The following is a 24,561-nucleotide window of genomic DNA, read 5'->3' as shown; positions in this document are numbered from 1 at the left end:
CTTCGGGATCTTTGGCGTTGAACCAAGTTCAAGAATGGAAGTTGGATCAAAAAATGCCTCGCACCTCAAAGCGTCCGATTGCCTCGGGAAAAATAAAACCGGCGGCGGCGGGTATTTTGGCGGTAAGCTTTTTGGTAGTCGGTTTGAATTTCCTCTTCACCCTCGAGCCGGTTGCGGGCTGGGTGGGTTTGATTTGTGTCGTATTATACAATGGCGTTTACACGATGTACTGGAAGCGCCGATGGGTTTACGCTGCTGTTCCTGGGGCAATCCCGGGGGCTTTGCCAGTGACAATTGGGTATGCCGTTGCGAATCCCGATATCTTCAACCCTGAATCTTTGTATTTGTTCTTGATCATGTTCTTGTGGCAAATGCCGCACTTTTGGGTTCTGGCAATTAAGTTCAAAGACGATTACGCCGCAGGCGGAGTTCCCACCTTGCCCGTGGCCTTAGGAATGGAAAAAACACTTTTCCAGATTGGGCTTTATACTTTTGTATATGTAGGCGTGGCTTTGGCAGCACCAATGTTCGTGCATGCCAGTTGGATGTTCATCCTTCTGACTTTTCCATTTTGCTTTAAGGTTCTTCAAGAATTCTATCGCTACTATAAATCCAACGGAACTGAACGTTGGTTGGCGTTTTTCATGTGGCTGAACGTTTCGATGCTGGTGTTTATCGTGATCCCGGTGATCGATAAGTGGAACTTTCTTTTCATTCATTCAAACTAAAAAGAAGCCTTCGCTAGAGGGCCTTTTCCATGACATCTTTGCCGTCGGATTTTAAGTCCCGACCTTGGTTCTTTTTTAAAGCCTATGTATTTTTGAACTCTGCAGGTGTATCGATTTGTTTAAAAGGGTGGGCCTTTGCAAATTCGGGAAGAGCCTTGCAGTTCTCGTTGATTTTCACCAAAGTTGGATATTTGGAGATATCGACTTTATAGCGTTGGCAAGTCAGAAGCTGAGGTATTAAGAATAGATCGGCCATTGTGATGGCGTCTCCGAAGCTGTATTTTCCTGAAAACTCTTGCAGGATTTTCTCTAGCGTTTCTAATCCCTGGTTTAGCCAATGCGCGGCCCATTCTTCTTTTTTCGCAAGATCATAACCATGGTGTTCTTCTAAATACTTCAATGTCTTCAGATTGCCCATGGGGTGCATGAAAGAGTTTATCACTTCGCAAACCTGACGGACGCGCGCTCGCAAATAGGCGTCTTGAGGGAAAAGGGCCGGCTCTGGGAAGATCTCGTTGATGTATTCCATGATGGCGAAGGATTCAGGGATGTATCGACCGTTGTGAAGTAATGTCGGCACTCCACCCAAAGGATTCATCTTAAGATAGTCCTCGGATCTTTGTTCTGACTTTAGAAGATTGACCGGCTTGTATTCATAGTCCAAGCCTTTCACGCTCAAGGCCAGACGAACACGGTAAGAGGTGGAGCTGCGAAAATAGTTGTAAAGTGTCATTGACGCCATATACTTACTCCTAGTGAGATTGTTTATTTCATTCCCGATTTTTAGATCAGTCAAAGGACTTTTCGGTGCCTAATAGATTTATCTTTTCACTGCGTTTTTCTACAAAAGTTTTTCTTAAGCTCGTAATGTTGGCCCTAGCCATGATTCTTTTCATGACTTTGTTTCGCATGAATTTGTATTTCCTTTCTGTCTTTCACGCGACGGCCGAAGTTGCATTTACCGAGGTGCTTCAGTCCTTTGTTGCCGGCATACGCTTCGATATTCTTATTTTTGGTTTTCTATTCATCCCGCTGTATTTTCTTTTGCTGATTCAGGCGGTGAGTGAAAGATGGCCTCGGGGTATGTTTGTTTTCTATAAAACTTATTTCACGGTGGTATGGTTTCTTATTTGCGCCATGAGCTTTGTCGACTTCTTCTATTTCGCCCGTTTTGGTCGGCGCATGCGTTTTGAAGAATACATGTCTTGGAGCCCGCAAGTTTTTTTGGAACAGGCTCAGGCCTTACAGCCGAATCAAACGTGGATCTTCCTTGTTATCACTGTGCTGCTCTTCAGCCTCGGATATATGTTGATTAAAAGTCTGAAGTTTGGAGAGTGGAAAGACGAATACTCTCCGCAGCGGGGAACAAATGTTGAAACAGTTCTGCGTCTAGTGCTTCCTTTGTTACTCATTGTTTTGGCCGCCCGCGGTACCGTGGAGCCCCATCATCTGGCATTGGAACATAGCGAAGTATCGTCGAATAAGGCTATAAACGAGATGGCTTTGAATGCTGTATGGTGTTTTGATAAATAATTGAAGTTGTGGGAGGATTTTCCCACTTCGTTTTCGAAGGTTTAGGAGGATTTTAGGATGAAAAAGTTAGCTCTTTCTCTGTTGGCTGTTGCAGGATTGATGTCCTCAAATGCTTTGGCAGATATTGATTATGGATTAGAAGTAGGCATTCGTAGTCAGTCTGGTGATGTGGATACAGGAGCTTCAACAAGCTCGCAAATGGGCTTTCAATTCGGCGCGACGGCCCACTTTCCATTGTCTGGTCCTTTGCATCTAAGAACAGGTCTTCTTTATACGCAAAGACCTTTGACGATTGATAGCACTCCTGAAAACAAAGTGACGATGAACTACTTGGATATTCCTGTGGCTCTTATGTATAAATTTGAAGAATATGCCGGAGTTTTCGCGGGTGTTTCTTTGGGTATGAACTTGGATAAAAATGCTGACGTTGGAACGGTGACCGGAGTGAAATCTCCTCTTGTGCCATTCTTGCTAGGTGCCAGCTTTAAATTTGCTCCCGACTTTGGGATCGCGTTGTATTATGAATCGGCAAGCGGCGATGTGGCTGATGGTCTGAAGGACTATCGTGCTGTTGGCGCAAACTTGCAGATCACTTTCGACTAAGGAATCATCGTGAAACTGGGTTCTCTAAAATCATCACTAAGTAAAGACGGCGAATTGTGTGTTGTCAGTCGAGATTTAAAAACGGCTGTGAAGGCAACGCACGTCGCACCAAGCTTGCGTGACGCTCTTGAAGCATGGAAAGACAAGGAAGCTTCTTTGCAGAAGCTGTATGTCGATCTGAACGAGGGAAAAGCGGAAAATGCTTTTCCTGTGAAAGAAAGCGATTTTCATTCTGCTCTTCCGCGCACTTGGCTTTTTGCTGATGGTTCGGCTTTCATTTATCATATTAAATTGGTTCGCATGGCTCGTAAGGCCGCTCTTCCCGAAACGTTAGAGACCGTGCCTTTAATGTATCAAGGAGAATGCGGACAGTTCCTGGCTCCCACGGAGGACATTCCGCAACGTGATTTTGCGCATGGGACTGACTTCGAAGGCGAAGTGGGAGTTATCACCGATTTTGTACCGATGGGTGTTACGCCCGACGAAGCTCTTAAGTATATTCGCCTCTTTGTCCTTATTAACGATGTTTCGTTGCGTGGTTTGATTCCAGAAGAGCTTGCTGGTGGATTCGGCTTCTTTCAAAGTAAACCGGCTTCCGCTTTGTCCCCTTTTGCGGTGACCGCAGATGAATTGGGCGAGGCTTATCAGGGTGGGCGTGTGCACCTTCCATTAAACGTCACATATAATGGTCAGTTTTTCGGTAAAGCGAATGCCGGGGCGATGCACTTTCATTTTGGTCAATTGATCGCACATGCGGCGAAGACACGTAACTTGGCGGCAGGTAGTGTGATTGGTAGTGGAACGGTCTCAAATGATGATCATACCAACGGCTCAAGCTGCTTGGCGGAAAAGCGCATGATCGAACAAATCGAAACCGGCGCCATCAAGACGCCGTTTATGAAAGCAGGCGACACCATAGAAATGCAGATGTCGAATGCTCAAGGTCAAAGTATCTTTGGTAAGATTTCACAAAAGGTGAAGGCTGTTTAAGCCTTCACCTATTTTAGTGCTTCGATGACTCCGCAGGCGATGCGGGGACCGGAATTGCCAGCGGGCTGGGACTTCAAGTCGTCTTTGTCTTTATGAATAACCACTGATCTGCCGATGATGCTGTTGGCGCCTGGCTTTAAAGTCAGGTCGCTGACGACGATGGTTGTGTTAGCTTTGCCTTTGCTATTTGCCATCAGATTTCCTAAATCACCGGCGTGACGTTGTTTGGAGTCCATGGAACCGTGGTGCCCCTGAGAAGGATTGAAATGTCCTCCCGCTGACGAAAAGTCCCCTTTTGAACAGTCGCCGACTTCGTGAATGTGAAATCCATGAGGGCCTGGTTTCAAACCCTCAGCCAAAATTTCAATTTTAAGTTTTTCCCCCTCGGAAAAGTGGATGATCCCTTTTACTTTGGAATCATGTGAGGATTTCAACACGGCTTGAGCTCGTGTGGGAACAAGTACAGAAGTGTCCGCACTGGAAGACGTTTCTGGTGTTCCCGAAGTTGTTGATTCTGAAGTCTTTTTTTGGAACAAACCACATCCGGCAAACAACGGCATTGCCAATGCCACGATTAACATTTTTTTCATACAAGTCTCCTTCGCAAAGTTCTACACGACACAGTTTCGCTTGGGTGAACTCGAATGTCATTTATCTATTGGCAAAGTAAGTCAGAAGTCCAACCACGATAAAGGTTGAAAGGTAGACGAAAAGAACGACTCGTCCTAGGCGGATTTTGTTAGCCAAAAGAGCTCTTGTCGCCAGTGTGGTCATCAAGACCTCCAGTACTTTACTTATTATCCCACGAAGCCAGAAGCCCCTCTAATAGGTATTAGCTAAGTGACATATAGAAAAATACATTGTCAGTGTATCAATACGAGAGTCTAGGTCGTATATAGCCGAGGGCATCATCAGATGACATTGCAGACTGTCGGCGAGGAAGCTTAAGAAGATAAGGAGACTTCTTATGTTCGGCCTTCTTTTGGCATCTCTTGTTTCGACGTCCTTTGCCCAGGAAAAAATCCAAATTAAAACAGTGACCCCGCAAGGGTTCGTGAAATCTGTTGATCAAGTTCGCATTGAATTCGCCCAGCCCATGGTTCGTTTTGGCGAGATTAAATTGGATTTTCCGGCAAAAAGTGAATGCTTTAAAGACGGTCAAGGCCGATGGGTTGATACAAAGAACTGGGTTTATGATTTTAAAAATCCACTTCCCGGTGGCAGCGCTTGTACAGTCGAGGTCGCCGGAAAAAGTTATCAGTTTAATACCGGCGGCCCTCACGTTGCTGAAATTTTCCCTCGTGTCTATCGAAGCATCGATCCTCAGCAAAGCTTTGTCCTGATGTTGGATGCGCCGGCGCAAAAAGAGTCCGTTGCAAGTGGTGCCTACTTCGTAGTTGAAGGTTTGGGTGATCGGATTCCCGCAGAGGTGGTCTCTGATAGCGAAGCCGAAAAAATTAAGTCAGCAGCCGAAGATGAATACAAGTATGAAAAAGACAGTTTTAAAGGTGATTACATCGTTATTCAAGCTTCGCGCAATTTCCCGGCGGGTGCACGCGTAACGCTGGTGTGGGGAAAAAATATAAAATCAAAAGCGGGATATTCTTCTCCTGAAGAGGAGACATTTGAGTTTACCGTTGCCGAGGCCTTCAAAGCCCAGTTTTCATGTGACCGGGAAGCGCCAGGTAAACCATGCATACCTCTTTTGGGAATGAGTGTGACTTTCACGGCATCCATTCCCGCTGCGGAGGCCAGAAAAATCTATATTGAAACACCTGATAAAAAGAAAATCAGTGCCACGAGTCTTGAAGGCACCGCGGAAAAAGAGCGCGTGGGATATCTAAATTTTAAAGGCCCCTTCTTGCCGAACTCGCAGTATAGGCTGGTTCTTCCTGCGGACTTGAAAGATGAAGAAGGCCGAGTTCTTTCTAATAAATCGCAATTCCCTTTGAGTATAAAAACCGGTGACGATCCTTCGCTTTTAAAATTTGCTTCCGACTTTGGTGTCATCGAGGCCGAACAGGCAGTCTTACCCGTGACTTTACGTCGCGTGGAAAAAAGTGTGCAGACAAAATTTGCAGGCTGGACGGGACAGCTTTCAGTGGCGCAGTTTAAAGAAATTATCGCTAATTTAAACAAAGTCCAAAAGGAACCGACGGCGGAAAACTCTCTTTCCTTAACGGGAAAAGCCGTGATGGAAAAGATTCAGGTACAGAAACCATTAAAGGCGGCCGAAACCGAGGTCGTCGGTATTCCGTTAAAGAAGAAAGGCTTTTACGTTGTAGAAATGCAAAGTGCTCTTTTGGGGCAAAGCCTTCTTGATAAAAAGGCTCCGTTCTTTGTTCGATCGGCGGCACTGGTGACGAACTTGGCGGCACATTTAAAACAGGGTGGCGATGAAGCTTGGGTTTGGGTCACCGAGCTTAAAAACACCAAAGTTGTACCTCAGGCAACCGTACGTATTTTCGATATTCAGGGAAATATGGTGGCAGAGTCGAAAACGGACTCTCGGGGATTGGCTTACTTCAAATTCAAAAAGGCCTTTCCCACGAATCAGAAATACGATTTGTTTTATAATGAAGGATTTTTTGCCGTTGCCGAGAAAGCAGATGACTTTACATTCACCCATTCTTCCTGGGACCGAGGCATTGAGTCCTGGCGTTTTCAGCTGGGTTACAATGTCTCTTCATCGCCATTGATCGCACACGCGGTGCTGGATCGAACACTTTTTAAGCCAGAGGAAACTCTTTCAACTAAAATTGTCATCCGTAAACAAAATACCGCAGGTCTATCTTTGCCTCAGGAAAAGGAGTGGCCTTCCACGTTGCTACTTTCCCATGACTCAGGTTTGCAGTCGTTCAAGCTTCCTTTGCAGTGGAATAAGAAAAACGGAACGGCTTTGGTGAAGTGGTCCATCCCTGGAGGTATAAAAATGGGTCGTTGGACTATGATCGCCGAAAAGGAATCTTCGGCTTTATCATTGTCGGTCGGCGAGTTCTCTATTGAAAGTTTCCGCGTTCCTCTTTTACAGGTACGTCTTTCCAGTTCACAGCCCCAATATGTTTTAGAGTCGCAGATTCCTTTGCAAATAAGTGGGACCTATTTTTCAGGCGGTCCCGCCGCAGATCTTCCCATGAAAATGCGCTGGAGTGTTGAGCCTGATAACTTCATGCCTGAAGATGATGAACTTCAGGACTTTTCGTTTGCCAATGGTTCGGTGAAAGAAGGTCTGTTTCGCAGTGGTGAGGATGAAGGCGCACGCCACATTCCGCAAAGTGGAGTCTTTGAATTTAAGCTCAATCAGCAAGGGGCGATTGAGGTTCCGATAAAGAATTTGAAGTATGGCGGAGGTCCGCAGCGTCTTCGTACCGAAGTTGAATATAAAGATCCAAACGGAGAAATTCAAACGGCACTTCGTTCGTTTGGAATGTGGCCATCTGCGGTGATTCTTGGTATTAAGGCAAAATCTTGGTGGGCGACTCCCAACTTAGTTGAATTCGACGTGGTCGCTCTGAATTTGCAGCAAAGACCCTTGAAAAAACAAAAAGTGCAGGTCGATCTTTACACTAGTCAGTATTATTCCCACCGCAAACGTTTGGTGGGCGGTTTTTATGCTTACGAAGATTTCAGAGAGTTCAAGAAGATCGGCGAACTGTGCCGTGGCGAAACCAATGAAAAAGGCCTTTTTAGTTGTGTCGGAAAATCCAAAGTTTCAGGCTCTGTTCTGGCTGTTGTTTCCAGCAAAGATGTTGAAGGAAAACAAGCTCTGGCAAATGTAAATCAGTGGATCGTCGCTCCTGGAGAAAATCAGTGGTTCGGCGCGAATGATAACGATCGAGCTGATCTGATTCCATTCAAAAAAACTTATGAACCAGGTGAAACGGCAGAGTTTCAACTGCGAACGCCTTTTCCTGAAGCAAAGGTTTTACTGACAGTAGAGCGTGATTCAGTTCTTTATTCTGAAGTGATTGAGGTGAAGGGCGAAAATCCGGTAATTCGGCTGCCGATAAAGAAAGAATATGCTCCGAACGTCGTGGTTTCAGCTTTCGCCATTCGCGGACGCATGAATGAACCTAAACCCACGGCACTCGTGGATCTTGGCAAGCCGGCCTTTAAGTTGGGTATGACGAATGTCAAAGTGGGTTGGAAGGACTCTTCTTTGAAAGTCGACGTCACGACAGATCGCAAAAGCTATAAGGCCCGCGATAAAGCCCAGGTCCGTGTTCGCGTTCAAGATGCATATGGCAAACCGGCGGCTCATGGCGAAGTGGCTTTGGTCGCCGTCGATGAGGGTCTTTTAGAGCTGCGTGACAATCGTTCGTGGGATCTTCTCAGTGCCATGATGAAAATGCGTGCGCACTCCGTGCAAACGGCCACGGCTCAAACCTTCGTCATTGGCAAGCGTCACTTCGGATTAAAAGCCCTGCCTATTGGTGGGGACGGTGGAGGAGCCTTAAGAAGAGAGCTTTTCGACACCCTTCTTTATTGGAATCCAACCGTCACCTTGAATGCGCAGGGCGAGGCGAAAGTGGACATTTCTTTAAATGATTCCACCACGAGTTTCCGCATTGTCGCCATTGCAATCCAAGGGGAAAATCAGTTCGGCACAGGTTGGACTTCGATTCAGTCCTCTCAAGATCTGATAATTATGCCAGGCCTTTCCGGAGTTGCGCGCGAGGGAGATCAATTTTTGGCAGGCTTTACGGTCCGAAATGCCTCAGCGGTAAATCAAGAAGTGCAGTTGAATCTTCGTGTTCATCCCTTAACGGGCTCTTTTTCAGAGCAAAAGATAAAGCTATTACCCGGGCAGTCTCAAGAAGTGCATTGGTCGATAAAAGTCCCCTCTGCCACGCGACTAGAGTACATCCTTACCGCCCGCAATCCACAGGGCAAAATTGTGGACGAGGTTAAAAAGAACCAACAGATCCTGCCGTTGAGAGACCCTCGAGTTTATCAAACTGAATGGGGCGTATGGCCTGAATTTGCTAAAATTTCCTTGCAGCAGCCTGCGGACGCTGATTTGGAAAAGAGTTCGATTCTTATTGAGGCCAATGCGGGATTGGGTGGCTCGTTCGAGGGAATTAAAGACTTTTGGAAGTACTACGATTATAGCTGTCTTGAGCAGCAGGTATCGCGAGCGGTATCTTTGAACGACAAAAAACTGTGGCAAAAAATAGTCAGTCAGATGCCAACGTATCTTTCAGATGAGGGTCTTTTAAAGTTCTTCCCGACGTCACAGGCCCGTGGAAGTGTTGTTCTGACGGCCTACGTCCTGAGTGTCGCACATGAGTCGGGGTTGTCTCTTGGCGAGGAAATTGAAGGTCGTATGTTGGGCGCCTTGAGTGGCTATGCTGAAGGCAGGATCAAAGAAGAAGAGGCTTTCAGTCGAAGTGACGAAACTTTAAAAAAGATTTCTTCCTTTGAGGCCCTTTCGCGTTATCGACGTTTGAACCTGGATTTATTAACCTCCATTGATTATCAGCCAAACCAGTGGCCTCTTTATACTTTGGTGGAGTGGTATCAAATTCATCTTTGGGAAAAAGACATTCCACAAAGAGTTCGGAAGCTGGCGGACTTAGAGAACCTCTTGCGCAGCCGATTTATATTTTCTTCTAAAAGACTGCAGTTAAAGGAAGAGGGGCGCGAATCCATGTCCTGGCTGATGCGCGACTCAGAAGGCGCGATTCTTCGTTTGATTCTTGCAACATTGCCTTCGGAAGGTTGGAAAAACGACGTTCCCAGACTTTATCAAGGTGCGCTGGCCAGACAGACTGGGAGCGCATGGTTGTTGACGACCGACAATGCCTGGGGGGCGGTCGTTATGCGCAAGATGCATTCGGTCTATTCGAAAGAAAAAGTTCAAGGTGTTTTCCAGGCTGAGCTTGAAGGAAAGAAGGCCGCTCATGATTGGAACAAGGGAAGCACCGGTGTTTTAGAGTTGCCGTGGCGAAAGAAAGAATCTGAGTTGCAGTGGCAGCAAAAAGGTGAAGGAAAGCCTTGGATTACCGTTTCGGCCAAAGTTTCTACGCCGGTAACGAAAGCTCTCTTTGCAGGATTCAATGTTGAAAAAACTGTGATAGCGGTAGAGCAAAAGAAAAAAGGCGTATGGAGCGTGGGTGACGTGGCAAAAATTCAATTAAAGGTGAAAGCATCAGCGCCGCAAACCTGGGTTGTGATTGAAGATCCGATACCCGCAAGCAGCAGTTTGCTACAAAGTTCTTGGGCGACGGCCGTTGAAAGAAAAGAAGAACTGGTTCGATTCTATCAAGCGTGGTTTAGTGGCGAAGAGACGTTAGAATATACGATTCGCTTTAATCAGCCTGGAACTTATAAACTTCCCGCAAGCCGAATTGAAGCGATGTACAGTCCTGATATTTTTGCGGAGCTTCCCGAAAGCCAATGGGCGGTTCAAGAGTGATTTACAAAAAGTTTTTTTCTGGTTTAGCTGTGATCGTGGCCTTGGGAATGACGGGAAGCGCGGCCTATTTTATTCAAACTAGTCCGACTCTTCCGACATACTCTGATGTCAAACAACGCCATCAAAGTTCTGATCTCTATATCGTGGATCACGAAGGCCGGTTGTTGCATCAATGGCGCAAGAATAAGGATCACCGTATCTTTCAGTGGATGTCGCTAGAGCAGATTTCGCCTATTCTGATAGCAGAGGTTCTTAAGTCTGAAGACAGGGACTTTTATTCTCATTCAGGCGTGTCCCTGAAGGCGCTTCTTGCAAGCTTGTATCAGCGATCATTTAAAGATTCTTCGCGAGGAGGCAGCACGATCACGATGCAGCTTTTAAAGCTGATCAGCCGGGATCGGGCAACGTATACGGGCTTTTTGGGAAAGTTAAGACAAGTCGTATTAGGATTTAAGATTGAAAAGACGTGGACGAAGAAAGAAATTCTGGAGGCTTACCTCAATTTGATTCCATTGCGAGGGGAGCATCAAGGAGTGTCTTCTTCGTCTTGGGCACTTTTTCAAAAACCTCCCACGACAGTGACACTTAAAGAAGCTGTTGCGATGGCGGTCCTTATTCGTTCGCCGAATGCCAGCGTGCCGGAATGGCAAAAGAGGGCTTGTTGGCAAGAACCCACTTTATGTTCAGAGTTTTCCACATTTATTACGGAATTGTCTTTAAAGCGTGGCCTCGCGGAAAGTGCCAACAAAGCTCTGCATTTGGCGCAAAGATTAAGTCCGCAGTTCACCAGCGGGGAAATCAGAACCACATTGCGAGCAGATGTTCAGACCTATGCGCAAGAGGTGGTAAAATCGCAAATTCTTAATCTGCAGTCACAAAATGTTCATGATGCCGCCGTTTTAGTTATCGAAAACGCGACGGGAAATGTTTGGGCGTATGTGGGGGGGAGTGGAATTTCTGAAAAGAAATATGTCGACGGCGTACAGGCTTATCGACAAGCGGGTTCTACGCTGAAACCTTTTCTATATGCCACGGCTTTTGAAAAGGGTCTCTTGACTCCCGACTCTTGGATTGAAGATTCTGCGGTGGATATTGTTTTTGCGAGTGGAGTTTACAAACCTCAGAATCACGACAAACAGTTCTACGGTTGGGTTCAGGTGAAAACTGCATTAGGGTCGTCGTTGAATGTGCCGGCGGTAAAGGTCTTTAAGCTTTTGAATGATGAAAGTTTTTGGGGCCATCTTCAGGCATTAGGTTTTAGAAACCTGAAAGAGCCCGAACACTATGGCCCGGCTTTGGCTTTGGGAGTCGCCGACATTACTCTGGAAGATTTAACTCAAGCTTATCGGACTCTGGCCAACAACGGAATTTACACAGGCCTTCGTTTCACCACTTCAACGACGCCATCAGAGGCTCGTCAGGTATTCTCACTCAAGGCGGCGCAGAGTGTGTCGTATATTCTTGCCCAGAATGAGAATCGATCGTTGGGTTTTGGTTTAGATTCTGCGTTGTCTGCCCCTGAAGTTTCAGTTAAAACCGGAACGAGTAAGGACATGCGCGACAACTGGTGTGTGGGATTCAATTCGCGATTCACAGTTGGCGTCTGGGTGGGGAACTTTTCCGGAGAACCTATGTGGAACGTGATGGGCGTAACAGGTGCCGCGCCCATATGGAAAAACATTATGGAGTTCTTGGACCGAAATTATCCTTCGCCTCGATCTTTACAAAAAATGGAGTTGGTTGAAGTAGCATCTCCGCAAAAATACCCGCAAGCGCGGATCGTCTATCCTCAAGATGGCATGATCATGGCATTAGACCCTGCGATTCCCCGCAGCCACCAGAAGATGCCACTTCTCGCAGAAGGACCTCATCCCGACAAATTACAGTGGAAGATAAATGGCAAAAGGGTTGGCGGCAATCATTCCATTTTGTGGACGCCCGAATCCGGGCGTCACACCTTTGAACTTTATCAGAATCAAAAACTGGCCCAAAAAGTGGAAGTGTTGGTGAAATAACCTACATATCGTAATGAAATAAAATCGGTGTCTGCAAGTCAGGATGTAAACTGAGTTTAACCGGACAGTTTAGAGCGATATCTTCCAACTTTTTGCGATAGTCATGAGGCACACTCTGAGGAAGATGCAAAACAATATGAAGCTTGGCCACGCGGCGAGGGTTGAGGGCCATTTCTTTTTCTACGGTGACACGCGATCCTTTAAGTTCAACTCCATCCTTATCGGCAGCGATGGACATGACCGTCAACATACATGTGCCGGTCGCAGCTCCTAAAAGATCTGTCGGAGAAAAAAGTTCTCCCTTCCCATTGTTGTCTTTAGGCGCATCAGTGCCGATACGAGCTCCAGAAGGAAGGTGAGTGATCTCGCAATGCTTTTCGCCCTGATAATGGGCTTCCATTTTTACCATGTGAACTCCTACGATGACATTTCCTCGATGATTTTTCTTAAGCGCATTTCTGAAGACTTGGACATGTCCGCATAGACTTTACGCAAATGACTGGAACGAACTGGATCATTCTTAGAAGCCTTCATTTCGCGACCGAATTTGAGGGCGGCGCAAACGCTTTCAATGACCAGTTTTTTTTTGGAATCTTTAGTAATAAAATCAAAAGCCCCTAAAGACAGCGCTTCCAAGGCTCGTGAATGATCACCATGCGCCGTCAACACCACAAAAGGCGTCATTTGCCCCAACGAACGAACATAAGCTAAAAACTTAAGTCCATTCATTTGTGGCATTTCGATATCCGAAAGAATGGTATCGAATTCTTGGGCTTTAACATGCTCTAGGGCGGCGGCACCATTTTCAGCTTCAACAATTTCATCAACAAATTCTTTTAGAAAGTGCTTTAGCAACTCACGGATGTCGGAGTCGTCTTCAACGATCAATAGACGGCTTTTATCTTCAGTGCCCATGAGAGGTCTCCTTACAGAGAGTACTTGTTAATCACACCCACTAAGGTGTCTTTTTTAAACGGTTTTGCGATGTGATCATCACAGCCCGCCCGTAAAGACTTTTGTCTGTCCTCAGAAAGCGCATGGGCCGTGAGGGCAATGATGGGAGTATGGGTTTTGTGATTTGTATCTTCCCACTTGCGGATTTCATTTGTAGCCGCATATCCATCTAGCTCTGGCATTTGCACGTCCATAAAGACAATATCAAACTGTCCTGACTTTATCTTATCAAGAGCCTCAAGTCCATTCTCTGCTTCAATAATTTCATAGGGCCCATTTTTTAAATAGTGAGTAAAAAGAGTTCGATTGTCTTCGGTGTCATCGGCAACCAAGATGCGGATTTTCTTTTTAGGATCTCTCACTTTTGGCGTCGTGAAGTTCAGATCGCCACCTTTTAATGGCAAAGGCTTTTGGGTCGTGGGGTTATAGACCTGTTCGCGATAGGGAACAGTGAAGAAAAATGTAGAACCACTGCCTTCTTGGCTTTTGAACCAAATTTTTCCACCCATAAGCTCGATAAGACTTTTTGAAATCGCCAAGCCCAAGCCGGTTCCGCCGTATTTTCTAGATACTGTGCTGTCGGCTTGCGAAAATTTTTGAAATATTAAGTGCTGCTTAGAAGATGGTATTCCTACCCCCGAATCCGCAACACTGAAAAGGAGCGAGTCTTTTTTTGACGGGTTTTTTGCTACGGAAACGCGAATTTGTCCTTGTTGGGTGAATTTCAACGAGTTTCCAACCAGGTTGATCAGAACCTGGCGAAGTTTCGTCGGGTCCCCCATGACATAGGGAGAAACGTCCGGCGCTATGTCAAAAGAATAACTTAAGGCCTTTTCAAGAGCTCTGGGTTTCATCATCTCTTCGACGTCGACCATCATTCGCCCTAGATCAAACGGAATATTTTCGATAGAGACTTCTCCGGCTTCGATTTTGGAGAGATCGAGGATGTCATTTATGAGTGCCATTAGTACTTCGCCGGCTTTCACGAAAATCTTCACGTAGTACTTTTGATCGGCGTCGAGTTTTGTCTCTTGCAGCAAATCCGCCATGCCCATGATTGCATTCATAGGAGTGCGAATTTCGTGACTCATGCGTGCTAAGAACTCAGACTTCGCGTGTGAGGACTTAAGGGCTTCATTTTTGGCAGCAATTAAAGACTGCTCAGCACGGCGAAGCTCCGTGATGTCTTGAGTTGTTCCGTAAATGTAGAGAGGGTTGCCGTATTCGTCATATTCCGTGCGGCCGCGACAGCGCACCCATATAAATTCAGGGGAACCGCTTGGTTTGGCGCGCAGGTCAACGTCGAACGGTTGCATGCTTTCCCGCGAAGTTTTTAGGGCCATATCCCAAAGGGGCTGATCTTCAGGGATAATCATCGATCTGAAAATGTTGTCAGTGGGTTTGACTTTTTTCGGGTCCAATCCGAATAAAATAAATTCCTCCTCGGACCAGATGCCGTTTCCTGTTTTAAGGTCTAAGCGAAAAGAACCTGTTTTAGAAAGGGATTGCGATTCCTTAAGAAGATCTTCTTTGAGCTTTAATTGTTTGGTGACTTCTTTTTTCCAACCAGTGTCACGGCCAACAGCGACCAGAATAATTTTATTCTCACTTTCGTTTTTAACCCGAGCCCAGGAGAGTTCCACGGGCATTGTCCCCCCAGAGTTCTTCTTTAAAAATCCTTCTAATGTGAACTCGCCTGTGGCATCGGCTTTCCGCAACTGTTCGTCCAGAGCGGAATAGTCCATCTCAATCCAACGTCTTAATTCGGACCCTTTGAGTGATGCCGGCGTCATGCCCAAGGCATCCGCCGCTGAAGAATTTGCGGCCCGAAGGGTAAGGGCAGAAGATTTTTCATCAAGAGGAGGCGAGTATTCAACGATGAAAAGTGTCTCATGAAGTGAAGAAAGCATGTTTTCCAGAAAGTCCCGGTGAGACTTCAAGTTTTTGAATTTGTCCGAAACTTCGTTGAACGACTCTGAGATATTTCGAAACTCTCCTTTGCGCGGCACTGTCAATTTTTGAAAGGAAAAAGACTCGAGAGCGCGAAGAGCAAGCCAGAGTTTCTTGAGGGGATTGAACAGATTCCTTGAAATCCAATAGGCCGCGCCAAAAGAGATGATGAGAATTAGAAGCAGCCCGAATAACAAAGCCGCCGCATGCTCTTTGAGAGGGGCTACGGCTTCTTTCATGCTCATCTTTGCGACAATAATCCAGGTCGTTTCATCTGGAAAAATCACTTTACCCACGGATTTCATAGACAACGTCCCGACGTAATCCTCTGACGTGTCCACAATTTCTGACATTTCCAGATATTCTTGAAGGTTTTCCTTGGAAAGACTTAAGATCATCGCCGTTGATTGCGACTTAAAAATGAGATCGTCTTCTTTGCTAGAGCGGTGAAATCGTCGCAGGTCGGTGAGAAATCTGTTCGGGTTCTCAAAAAAATATCGGGAAGTATTGCGCATCATTCCTTCAGGTCCAAAGGCGACTACTTCCCCTGAAGTTCCCAGCCCCAGGGAATTCCAATCCTTGTTATTGGAAAGAATGTCATCAATCTTCTGAGTGGGAATTTGAAAGACCAGCGTTCCTAATTGTTTTTCGGCGGAAGAATAAACTGGTGCCGCAAAGAACGCGACGGTTTGTGATTCTAATTGGGCGATAGGTGAAAAATCAAAAAATTTAGTAGTTCCCCGTGGAGCTTCCGATGACCAAGCGTAAATTTGCGCGAAACGGGTATTGGCGAAGCTGCCGTTAACTAAATTGGCGCCAAAATTTAGTTTTTTATTGGCAGTGTAGACAATATTTCCGCCGGGATCGATGAGAATAACATCAGCCAGGCCGTTTTTTTCTATCAGACTTAAAACGAAGTTATGAATGAGGGCGTGCGATTTAAAATACGACAATTTTGGCGAGCGCATGGGCTCAATGATATCCCGAGGCTTTTTGTTTTCATGCAGAGCCTCTTGCAGAAACTGCGCCTGCAAAAAAATACTTAAGGGGGCCATCTGCGACAGGGACTTTAGAATATTCTGGGTCTGCGGCGATTCATCTTGTCTTGCAATCAAGGCACGCCAACCGGCCTCGACACCATTGCGTAACAGATATCGTCTTATTTCGCTTTGGTCTTTGGGGGAATTTTCGAGAAATTTCTGTATAGCGGTTGTTTCTGAAAATGATAGCAGGATGTTGTTCAGATATTGAAAGTTCTGTGTCAGCTCGCGCGTCTTCGCTTTTCGGGCCTGAATAAGCTTTTCGGCGCCACTTTGCCGAAGTGTCGAGGCGCCGATTCTGTATCCGATGCTTCCCGTGATGAGTAAGATCCCCAGAACGAGAGCAGTCGTGAATAGAAAAAGACGCGTCTTATGAGTCATGAATTCCTACATGGTGACGTAGCGAATTTCGATGTTCAGAAAATGAATTCTCATTTTTTTTACAAGATCGTTCAATGGAGTGCCGTCATTGTTTTTCGCCGCTTTTTCCATTTGGGCGGCCAGTTCGCTGAGCTCACTGAAACCATAACCGGCGGCGGCTCCTTTAATTTTGTGAGCCAGTTGAGCGATAGCGACAAGATCATTTTGTACCACCAGTTGATCAAGAGTATCGATATCTTTTTTTCGATTCTCAACAAACTGCGGAATGAGATCCTGTAAATCGGCATCGATTTCGACAGTTACTTTAGACATTTCCATGCACTCCTTATCCCGAAATGAACTCTGCTTTACAATTCATTTTAGTTTAGAATAGTGTTTATTGCATACATTTAATAACGAGAGTAACTTCATGTGAAAGCCTTCTGGAGTCCTGTTGTGTTGAAGAAAATCTTTATTCTCGTCATTCCCATGGTTTTCCTTGCCTGTACGGCTAAGGAGGAGCTCGGTTCCAAGAACAAACCTATTCAGTTCGCTCTGGTTCCCGGGCAAGACAGCGCCGTTCTCATAGAAAATGGAAAATCGTTAGAGACATGGATTCAACGACAGACTGGTCTTTACGTGAAAATGCAGGTTCCGGTGAACTTCATTGCGGTTGTGGAATCTTTAGGATCACAAAGAGTGGATGTCGCGATAATGAATCCTTTCGGATATCTTCTGGCGCACGAGAAGTACGGGGCCCAGGCATTTCTGATGGGCGTTAACAGAGGACATTCAGAGTATTGGGGGCAGATCATCACCAGAGATCCCAAAATTCGCAAGCTTGCGGATTTGAATGGAAAGAAGTTTGCCTTTGTCGATCCGGCTTCCACTTCGGGTTATGTGTTGCCGGCAAAACTGTTGAAGGATGCCAACGTCAAATTAGGTGAAGCTATTTTTGCGGGAAAGCATGACAGTGTTGTAACTATGGTCTATCAAGGACGCGTTGATGCGGGCGCTACTTACCATACTCTTCCAGAAGATGGGGTCCCGCAAGATGCGCGTCGTCTGGTGATTCGCCAGTTTCCCGATGTCTACGACCAAGTGCGCATTCTGGCGAAAACAAGCTCTGTGCCCAGTGACCCTGTGGTTTTCAGAAAAGATTTTCCGGAAGAAATGCGTAAAAAGATCGTAGAGGCTTTAAAGAGCTTTCCTTCGACGCCAGAGGGCGAAAAAGCACTCAAAAATTTGTACCATTTAACCGGTTTTAAAGACTGTACGGATAAGGATTACAATCATGTTCGACAAATCCTTCTAGATATCGGCAAGAACGTCCAGGACCTTGTTAAATAAAATATTTCGCGTATAATCATTTGTATGCGTCGCTCTCATAAGATTCTTATTCTTAGATTTTGTTGCAGCAGAAAATTTCTGCTGACGGCCGCCTAGTTTCATTTTCCTAAGTATCACTTACATTTTTACTTCAAATTAAAACACTTACCTTTTCAGGAGGAAGCATGAGCACACAACCTCGCATTTTTGTTACAGATCAAGATCATCACCGATTGATGGCTTTATTATCCCAAGTGGAGGGTCCTTGGGCCGAGGCTTTGGAAGAAGAGCTCGGTCGCGCGCACGTGATTGCGCAAAAAGAGATTCCTCGCAATGTTGTCACCATGAATTCCCGCGTGAAATTTGCTGATGAGCTGACTGGGCAGACCAGCGAAATGACTTTAGTATACCCGCAAGACGCGAAACTGGAAGAAGGGCGCATTTCTATTCTTGCGCCGGTAGGTATGGCATTGCTGGGCCTGACAGAAGGGCAAACCATTGACTGGAAAATGCCAAATGGCGCCGTAAAAAAGCTCTGTGTTCAAAGAGTCGAATTTCAGCCAGAAGCAGAAGGACGATGGGATCTTTAGTTGCGTAATTCCACGCAGATAAGTTTTTGTTTTTCAGAATTTTTCACGTAGTTGGCGCGGAACTCGTGGCTTCCCTGGGAGTACAGAAGTTGCGCGTCGACTCGGAGATTTGCAGAATGCCAAAGTTGAACATAGCTTTGGTTGTCTAAAAGAGGAATTTGATAAACCTTCGTCGGCGTCGTTTCAACAATGACGAAGTTTTGGATTAAATCTATTTTTCCCAGCTCCATATTAGATTGGGCGTCGAAATACTTCTTCATTCGCACCGAAGAAAAGCCATGCGGATCATTCTCGAAGCGGCATGTGTACACAGAACTCTGTTGTGCCAAGGCCAGAGGTGTTGCGAGTAGACATAGAAGAAAAGCCAAACTGTGCATACTCTACTTATCGCCAGATTGTAAAAGGACTTAACAAGCTGGATCTAGCCATTGGCCCAGAATTAACGTAACGTCGGATTACTAAAAATTTTCTCGAGGTGGTTATGCGGGTAATTGATATGAGTGCTCCCGGTGGTCCTGATGTCCTTAAGTTGGCCGAACGGTCTCGGCCGCAGATCACTTCGCACGAGGTACTCATTGAGGTCGCGGCGGCTGGCGTGAATCGACCGGACTGCGCACAAAGACAAGGCACTTATCCGCCTCCCCCTGGGGCTTCTGATATTTTAGGTTTGGAAGTCGCGGGCACTATTGTCGCTTGCGGAGACCAAGTCTCTCGTTGGAAACCGGGAGACAAGGTCTGTGCCTTAGTTTCGGGTGGGGGGTATGCGGAATATGTCTCTGCCCCCGAGGGGCAGTGCCTTCCCATTCCGAAGTCCTTCGACATGATTCAGGCGGCGGCGATTCCCGAAACATTCTTTACGGTGTGGACCAATGTTTTTGAAAGCGGTCAACTTAAGAACGGAGAGCGTATTCTAATCCACGGAGGTTCCGGTGGAATTGGCACGACCGCGGTGCAACTGGCGCGTGAATTTGGTGCAGAAGTTTTCACGACAGTTGGGAAGAAGGAGGCCATCCAGGCTTTGCAGGAAATCGGCGCTCACCACGTTATCGACTATAAAAATAGCGACTTTGTGAAGGTCATCAAAGAAGTGACCCAAGAAAAAGGTGTCGATGTTATTTTAGATATGGTCGGTGGCGACTATTTCAATCGCAACATCGAGGCTTTGGGTTACCTAGGGCGACTGGTGCAGATCGCGACTTTGCATGGCACAAAAGCTGAAGTGGATCTGCGTAAAATAATGTTTAAACGTTTAACCATCACGGGTTCCACTCTGCGTTCGCGTTCGGTCGAAGAAAAAACACGCATTGCTCAGGCACTGGAAAAGAATGTCTGGCCGCTTTTCAACACTGGAAAGTTAAAGCCGATTATCTTTAAAACCTTTCCCTTGGAGAAGGCTCAAGACGCTCACGAATTGATGGAGTCCAGCGCCCACACCGGCAAAATTGTCCTTCAGGTAAAGTCCTAAGAATCAAAGACCCCCAGAGAGGTAGTGGCGATAAGGGCGGTGAAGTTGTGTAATTGTTTTTTAGGCAGCGTCAGTTCATCTTTTTCAGAGTTCTGGACAGCTTCATTTAAGACCTTCGCTAGATTCTGTCGAAGTTGTTCATAGGACTCTTCTGAAAACTTCATAGAGACCAATCTATGATAAGCACCTTGATCGCCCTTCAGAGCTCTGTGTAAAGTCAGCTCGGACCATTCTTTATTCAGAACTTTGACCAGCTTGGATTCATTATTCCACCTAAATTTTCCAGAGTGACGTGGCTTATAGACACCTCTTTTGGCTGTCAGAAGATCCAAATGCACAAGTTTATCCAAGATTTTTTTAAGTTCAGCTGAAGATATTTTTTGTAGCTTTTCAATTTCGTTAAGAGGGCAACCTTCCACAACAAAGCGCCAATAAACTGCCAACAGACTTCTTTGCTTCAATAATGCGTCCTCTTGTTGTTGCGACAAAACCACTTCTGAAATAAAACTTTTTTCCGACATTGAAAAAAGCTGTCCTGGCAAGACCTCCAAGGCTTCACAAATTTGTAAAATCCTACGAAATGAGATGTCTTTTGCGTTCAACATCTTTTTGACTCCTGACTCACTCATTTTCAGGTGCGAAGCCAGGTCGCCATAGGTCACTTCGCGAGCCTTTAGAATTTTTTTTATTGTGTCCAGGTATCGAGAGTGCTCCATCAGTATTCTCCGTCTTACCAAATGGTACCCTAATTAGGTACTTTAAATGAAGATATTTCTGAGTTAGGTCCTTATGACGATACTTTAAATATGGAAAACACAAAATATTTAAACAGACGTCAGAACCTAGGCAGCAAATTTTCCCGAACGCTCTTCATTGTTCCTTCGGGATCGCTGCGCATGCGGTCTCATTCGGTGGCTCACCGTTTCAAGACGGCTTCAGATTTTTTATACCTCTGCGGAGTTCATGTTTCAGAAGCCTGTCTGCTTATCGCAGGTTCTAAATCCTATTTTCTTTCTGACAGTATCGAGGCCACGGCCCTTTGGGAGGACGTGAATATTCTGATGGACGACGATAGGCTTAAGTTGGCGGGAATGGAATTACGGCCATTTTATCAATTAAAGGAAATTATCAGTGACCATATGAAGGAATTTGACCGAGTGGCTTTTCCGATCGGAAGCAACGAGGCTTTGGATAGGCTGGTGTTGGAACAAGTCTCTTTTACGAATCGATCCCGGCGGCGTTTTACCAGCACGCCGTTGGCTCTTTGCGACTCCAGGATGTTGATCGGACAACTTCGGCATGTGAAAGAGGCGGACGAGATTTGCCTTATGAAAGAAGCAGCGCAAAGAACCTCGCGCGTTTATCGAAAGTTGTTTCAGGAGTGCTTGGAGGGACGGCAAGAACGAGACGTTGCCGATTTTTTAGAATCGGAATTCATGAAAGCTGGAATGTCATGGACCGCCTATGAAACAATTGTGGGCTCGGGAGACCGTGCCACAACACTTCATGCTCGCGCGACCTCCAGAGTTCTTAGAAGTGGCGAGGCGGTCCTCATAGATGCGGCGGGAGAATGGCAGGGATATTGTGCGGATATCACGCGCGTGATTCCGGTGGATGCTGTCTTCGGCAAAATGCATCGGCAAGTCTATGACATTGTTTTAAATGCCCAAGAGCAGACTATCAATGCAGTAAGACCTGGTATCACTTTAAGATATTTGCATGAAATGTCGCAGGAACTTCTTTTGGAAGGATTGAGTCGCTATCGTATCGGCGGTGATATCAAAGAACTTATGCCCCACGGCACCTCGCACTGGATTGGCATGGACGTGCACGATCCTTCTGCTTACGTGGATGAAGCGGGCAGGCCTTTGCAGTTGCAAGAAGGGATGAGTTTTACCATAGAACCTGGACTCTATTTTCGAGAGAAAACCTCGGCATACTATGGAATCGGTGTACGAATTGAAGACGATGTCGTCGTGACTGGCGAGGGCTGCGAGGTTTTGTCGTCAGCTCCTAAACAGTTAGAAGAAATAGAATCTCTGCGAAGTCAGTTGAATAAGAATTTAGATCGTCACTAAATGCCGTTCAACTTCCAGCACGGGAGATTGCAGAGGGGTGATGTTGGCATTCAATGTTTTGAACTTCTTTTTTGCCAAGGTCATTTCCTCTTCAATTTTTTCGCGACGGGCTTTTAATAAAAAGTATTTTCCGTGACTGTTATAATATTGGCGACTGACATCCAAAATAACGTCAATAGGTTTAAAACCACGCGCCGTAACGACTTCCACGCCGCCAAAATCTTTGGGGATTTCTCCGTGGATTTCCAGGTTTGGCGCAATGCTTTTGCACTTAGCAAGAAACTCCTGCTTTTTGGGACTCTTTTCGTACAGATGATAACGCATTTGGGGAAACTGAATGGCATAGATGACAGCGGGCAAGCCGCCACCCGAGCCGAAGTCCGCCGCTGATTTAAGATTCTTGGGAAACTCACTCAAAGGCAGCAGGCAATCAATAATATGATTGTCGAGCAACTCCTCAAAGGTCATTTTGCGGCTGATAAGATTTAACTCTTCATTGGAAGACCAAAGAAGGTCAATGTACGCTTTTAGTTGAGGAAGAGCTTCTTCGCGAAAGCCAAGTTGCAAGATCGTGGGTTTTCTAGTCTCAAAGTGCATATTCCCCAAAATATCGCAAAAAAAACGGAAAGGCGAATTCTTTTACCGTGTCATTAGCGCTCGGAAGGTCCTGTCGATAATTTCTTCAGGACGGGGCAAAAAGCGCCTTTTTCCTCTGAGATGTGCAGTGGATTCATAAAACCTTCATCACAATTTAGACAGTTTTAAAAACAGTAAAGCTCTGGAAAAGAGCCGCCGATGGGTTAAGTATGAAAAACACCATCTACAACAAAACTATTTTAATCGTCGGTCTATTAATCCTTCAATCCCAGCTTGCATTTGCGATGGGACAACGCCTTCCTTCTTCTGGGGGTGGTAAAAGTCCTTCGACTCCGGCAGCACCGTCAGAACCTTCTTCGCCAACTCCGGGCACAGATGTGACTCCTCTGTGGGAGTCAAAAGTTTCTGCAGGAAGAGAATGGACCGCTCACGTAAATAACGAACTAGATCGATTGGGTCAGGACATGTTGGACGTCATCCCTGCGGACGCCAGCACTTTCTGCCCCAACTATAAGAACCTTGCCTATGCTCAACGTAAGCAATATTGGACTCATCTGATGTCCTCGATGGTTAAATTTGAAAGTAATTTTAATACCAACACCTCTTACACTGAATCATTCAATGATAGCCAGGGCCGTCGGGTCGTCAGCCGGGGCCTGTTGCAAATCTCAATTGAAAGCGGCAATGCTTATGGATGTGCTTTCAAAAGCTCCAAAGACTTGCATGACCCATTACAGAATTTAAGCTGTGGCATCCGCATTTTAAATCGTTGGGTGGGGCGTGACGGTCGGATTGCAGGAAAAGTAAGTAACAATTGGCGCGGTGGTGCTCGTTACTGGTCGGTTCTGCGCGCTGGTGATAAAACTTCCTACAACTCGATTGTGAGCTGGAGCAAGAACCTATCCATTTGCAAATAAAGAAATCGCGGCCTCAGGGCGAAGAACCTTGAGGCTGTCTAAAAGAAAAGGGTTGCAGTGATAGAACCCTCGCGTAACAGGTAGTAGTTATACAGACCACCCACCATGAGATTCCTGGTCAGGGTGTACTGAATACCACCAAAGTACTCTTCCTTGATTTTCTTTTCTTCCAAAGTATGGGTTTCATAATTATAGGCTTGTGTAGAAGAGTCTTCATCCCTCTTCGCCGCCGTAAAAATAAATTTTCCCATTGAGACACTGACAGTATAGAGATGAATCTGGGTTTCTGATAAATCATCTTCGATTTTGAGGCGAAGATTCGAATAGTTAAGAATCACCGCGTTTAAATACAAACCCAGATTGTAGGTTTGCACCTGATACTTTGTAAGTTCTTTTGTCGATCCACCAAAAAATGAACTATCCCACTGAGTCTGATCCTCATAGTAAGAATATCCGAATGCCAAGGGGCCTATGGCGCCGCTCAAGCCTCCGCCTGGGGAAATATTGGCGCTAAGTTTATTATACTTCCCCATTAAACCTAGCTTCAGATTGTATTTTTTAAGTCCGTTTCCTTTGCGTTCGAAAAGATTGAAAGCGGCGGCTAAGGTGATTTTTTGATTGGGATATTTAAGCTTTTCATCCTTGCGCTTAAACAGCTCAGCAGGTGTTTCGATGCCTGGCGCTCCGAAAAATGTGTCTTCGCTATTGGAAGGAGAAAGAGCGGCTCCCATACGACCGGTTCCGCGCACCAAAGATAAGTCTGCCTCTTGCGAAAAATAAATAGCCTCAATTCCGTAGCCTTTTTCAGTGGGCACAGCTGACGGGTTGATTTTAATTTGCGTTCCCGGTGAAGGACTGACGGGATCGCGACGGAAACGGCTGCACTCATTGATCAGATAACAGTTTGTCTCTGCGTGGGCCCACCCAAAAATAAAAAACGCGCAAAAGAACGCTGAAATAAAATATATCACTTAGAAAGAGATTAACTGCGAAT

22 protein-coding genes are annotated in these 24,561 nt (G+C 45.9%); 11 read left to right on the top strand and 11 right to left on the bottom strand.

Annotation, left to right across the window (positions count from 1 at the left end; translation table 11 throughout):
* The coding region (locus OM95_RS06305) for a protoheme IX farnesyltransferase (RefSeq protein ID WP_041871476.1) at positions 1-728 on the top strand (728 nt) is incomplete at its 5' end.
* An 82-nt stretch (positions 729-810) separates the two neighbouring features.
* Here the strand turns inward: OM95_RS06305 and maiA are convergent.
* A complete protein-coding gene (gene maiA, locus OM95_RS06300; RefSeq protein WP_041871474.1) occupies positions 811-1,470 on the bottom strand; it encodes a maleylacetoacetate isomerase in 660 nt (219 codons plus the stop codon).
* A 152-nt stretch (positions 1,471-1,622) separates the two neighbouring features.
* Here maiA and OM95_RS06295 point away from each other — a divergent pair, with 152 nt between their 5' ends.
* From OM95_RS06295 to OM95_RS06285, 3 genes are read left to right on the top strand one after another with little or no spacing between them, the layout of a single operon-like run.
* Positions 1,623-2,261, top strand: coding sequence for a hypothetical protein (locus tag OM95_RS06295; RefSeq protein ID WP_291515695.1), 639 nt, complete (start codon positions 1,623-1,625; stop codon positions 2,259-2,261).
* A gap of 57 nt (positions 2,262-2,318) precedes the next feature.
* Positions 2,319-2,864: an outer membrane beta-barrel protein gene (locus tag OM95_RS06290; RefSeq protein ID WP_041871470.1), complete on the top strand. Its 546-nt coding sequence runs from the start codon at positions 2,319-2,321 to the stop codon at positions 2,862-2,864.
* Between the two features lie 9 nt (positions 2,865-2,873).
* Entirely contained in the window at positions 2,874-3,854 is a 981-nt protein-coding gene (locus OM95_RS06285; RefSeq protein ID WP_041871467.1) for a fumarylacetoacetate hydrolase family protein, read from the top strand.
* Between the two features lie 8 nt (positions 3,855-3,862).
* Here OM95_RS06285 and OM95_RS06280 read toward each other — a convergent pair whose 3' ends face one another.
* Positions 3,863-4,444 carry a superoxide dismutase family protein gene (locus tag OM95_RS06280; protein WP_041871465.1) on the bottom strand — a complete coding sequence of 194 codons (582 nt, stop codon included), beginning with the start codon at positions 4,442-4,444 and terminating at the stop codon, positions 3,863-3,865.
* A 61-nt stretch (positions 4,445-4,505) separates the two neighbouring features.
* Entirely contained in the window at positions 4,506-4,628 is a 123-nt protein-coding gene (locus OM95_RS17135) for a hypothetical protein (RefSeq protein WP_291515693.1), read from the bottom strand.
* A 193-nt stretch (positions 4,629-4,821) separates the two neighbouring features.
* Between OM95_RS17135 and OM95_RS06275 the strand changes: the two genes are divergently transcribed.
* A complete protein-coding gene (locus OM95_RS06275) occupies positions 4,822-10,272 on the top strand; it encodes an MG2 domain-containing protein (protein WP_041871463.1) in 5,451 nt (1,816 codons plus the stop codon).
* Complete coding sequence (gene pbpC, locus OM95_RS06270; RefSeq protein WP_291515691.1) at positions 10,254-12,287, top strand: penicillin-binding protein 1C; 2,034 nt, start codon at positions 10,254-10,256, stop codon at positions 12,285-12,287. The genes OM95_RS06275 and pbpC overlap by 19 nt, the downstream gene beginning before the upstream one ends.
* A 1-nt stretch (position 12,288) precedes the next feature.
* Here pbpC and OM95_RS06265 read toward each other — a convergent pair whose 3' ends face one another.
* From OM95_RS06265 to OM95_RS06250, 4 genes are read right to left on the bottom strand one after another with little or no spacing between them, the layout of a single operon-like run.
* Positions 12,289-12,696: an OsmC family protein gene (locus tag OM95_RS06265; RefSeq protein ID WP_041871460.1), complete on the bottom strand. Its 408-nt coding sequence runs from the start codon at positions 12,694-12,696 to the stop codon at positions 12,289-12,291.
* An 8-nt stretch (positions 12,697-12,704) separates the two neighbouring features.
* Positions 12,705-13,202: a response regulator gene (locus OM95_RS06260; protein ID WP_041871457.1), complete on the bottom strand. Its 498-nt coding sequence runs from the start codon at positions 13,200-13,202 to the stop codon at positions 12,705-12,707.
* 11 nt (positions 13,203-13,213) lie between these two features.
* Positions 13,214-16,612, bottom strand: coding sequence for an ATP-binding protein (locus OM95_RS06255; protein ID WP_041871455.1), 3,399 nt, complete (start codon positions 16,610-16,612; stop codon positions 13,214-13,216).
* Between the two features lie 6 nt (positions 16,613-16,618).
* Positions 16,619-16,924 (bottom strand): Hpt domain-containing protein, encoded by a 306-nt coding sequence (locus tag OM95_RS06250; protein WP_291515689.1) that lies wholly within the window; start codon positions 16,922-16,924, stop codon positions 16,619-16,621.
* A gap of 123 nt (positions 16,925-17,047) precedes the next feature.
* On the opposite strand from OM95_RS06250, the gene OM95_RS06245 reads away from it, so the two are divergent.
* Positions 17,048-17,941 carry a phosphate/phosphite/phosphonate ABC transporter substrate-binding protein gene (locus OM95_RS06245; protein WP_291515687.1) on the top strand — a complete coding sequence of 298 codons (894 nt, stop codon included), beginning with the start codon at positions 17,048-17,050 and terminating at the stop codon, positions 17,939-17,941.
* A 164-nt stretch (positions 17,942-18,105) separates the two neighbouring features.
* Positions 18,106-18,510 (top strand): nucleoside diphosphate kinase regulator, encoded by a 405-nt coding sequence (rnk, locus tag OM95_RS06240; RefSeq protein ID WP_041871451.1) that lies wholly within the window; start codon positions 18,106-18,108, stop codon positions 18,508-18,510.
* On the opposite strand, the gene OM95_RS06235 is transcribed toward rnk, so the two are convergent.
* Positions 18,507-18,887 (bottom strand): cell wall hydrolase, encoded by a 381-nt coding sequence (locus OM95_RS06235; RefSeq protein WP_291515686.1) that lies wholly within the window; start codon positions 18,885-18,887, stop codon positions 18,507-18,509. The genes rnk and OM95_RS06235 overlap by 4 nt on opposite strands.
* Positions 18,888-18,991: 104 nt before the next feature.
* On the opposite strand from OM95_RS06235, the gene OM95_RS06230 reads away from it, so the two are divergent.
* The gene (locus tag OM95_RS06230; RefSeq protein ID WP_041871450.1) at positions 18,992-19,975 is read left to right on the top strand and encodes an NAD(P)H-quinone oxidoreductase; all 984 of its coding nucleotides are present in this window, start codon (positions 18,992-18,994) and stop codon (positions 19,973-19,975) included.
* Here the strand turns inward: OM95_RS06230 and OM95_RS06225 are convergent.
* Positions 19,972-20,691: a helix-turn-helix domain-containing protein gene (locus tag OM95_RS06225; RefSeq protein ID WP_041871449.1), complete on the bottom strand. Its 720-nt coding sequence runs from the start codon at positions 20,689-20,691 to the stop codon at positions 19,972-19,974. The two genes, OM95_RS06230 and OM95_RS06225, sit on opposite strands and share 4 nt — an antisense overlap.
* A 90-nt stretch (positions 20,692-20,781) precedes the next feature.
* On the opposite strand from OM95_RS06225, the gene OM95_RS06220 reads away from it, so the two are divergent.
* Complete coding sequence (locus OM95_RS06220; RefSeq protein WP_041871446.1) at positions 20,782-22,053, top strand: aminopeptidase P N-terminal domain-containing protein; 1,272 nt, start codon at positions 20,782-20,784, stop codon at positions 22,051-22,053.
* Here OM95_RS06220 and OM95_RS06215 read toward each other — a convergent pair.
* Entirely contained in the window at positions 22,039-22,650 is a 612-nt protein-coding gene (locus OM95_RS06215) for an RsmG family class I SAM-dependent methyltransferase (protein ID WP_041871443.1), read from the bottom strand. The genes OM95_RS06220 and OM95_RS06215 overlap by 15 nt on opposite strands.
* A gap of 209 nt (positions 22,651-22,859) precedes the next feature.
* Here OM95_RS06215 and OM95_RS06210 point away from each other — a divergent pair, with 209 nt between their 5' ends.
* The gene (locus OM95_RS06210; RefSeq protein WP_041871441.1) at positions 22,860-23,567 is read left to right on the top strand and encodes a transglycosylase SLT domain-containing protein; all 708 of its coding nucleotides are present in this window, start codon (positions 22,860-22,862) and stop codon (positions 23,565-23,567) included.
* 38 nt (positions 23,568-23,605) lie between these two features.
* On the opposite strand, the gene OM95_RS06205 is transcribed toward OM95_RS06210, so the two are convergent.
* Positions 23,606-24,538 carry a hypothetical protein gene (locus OM95_RS06205; RefSeq protein WP_291515684.1) on the bottom strand — a complete coding sequence of 311 codons (933 nt, stop codon included), beginning with the start codon at positions 24,536-24,538 and terminating at the stop codon, positions 23,606-23,608.
* Between the last annotated feature and the right edge of the window lie 23 nt (positions 24,539-24,561).

It is taken from the genome of Bdellovibrio sp. ArHS, assembly GCF_000786105.1.
Lineage (GTDB): Bacteria > Bdellovibrionota > Bdellovibrionia > Bdellovibrionales > Bdellovibrionaceae > Bdellovibrio.
This window is presented reverse-complemented; position numbering and strand designations above follow the sequence as displayed.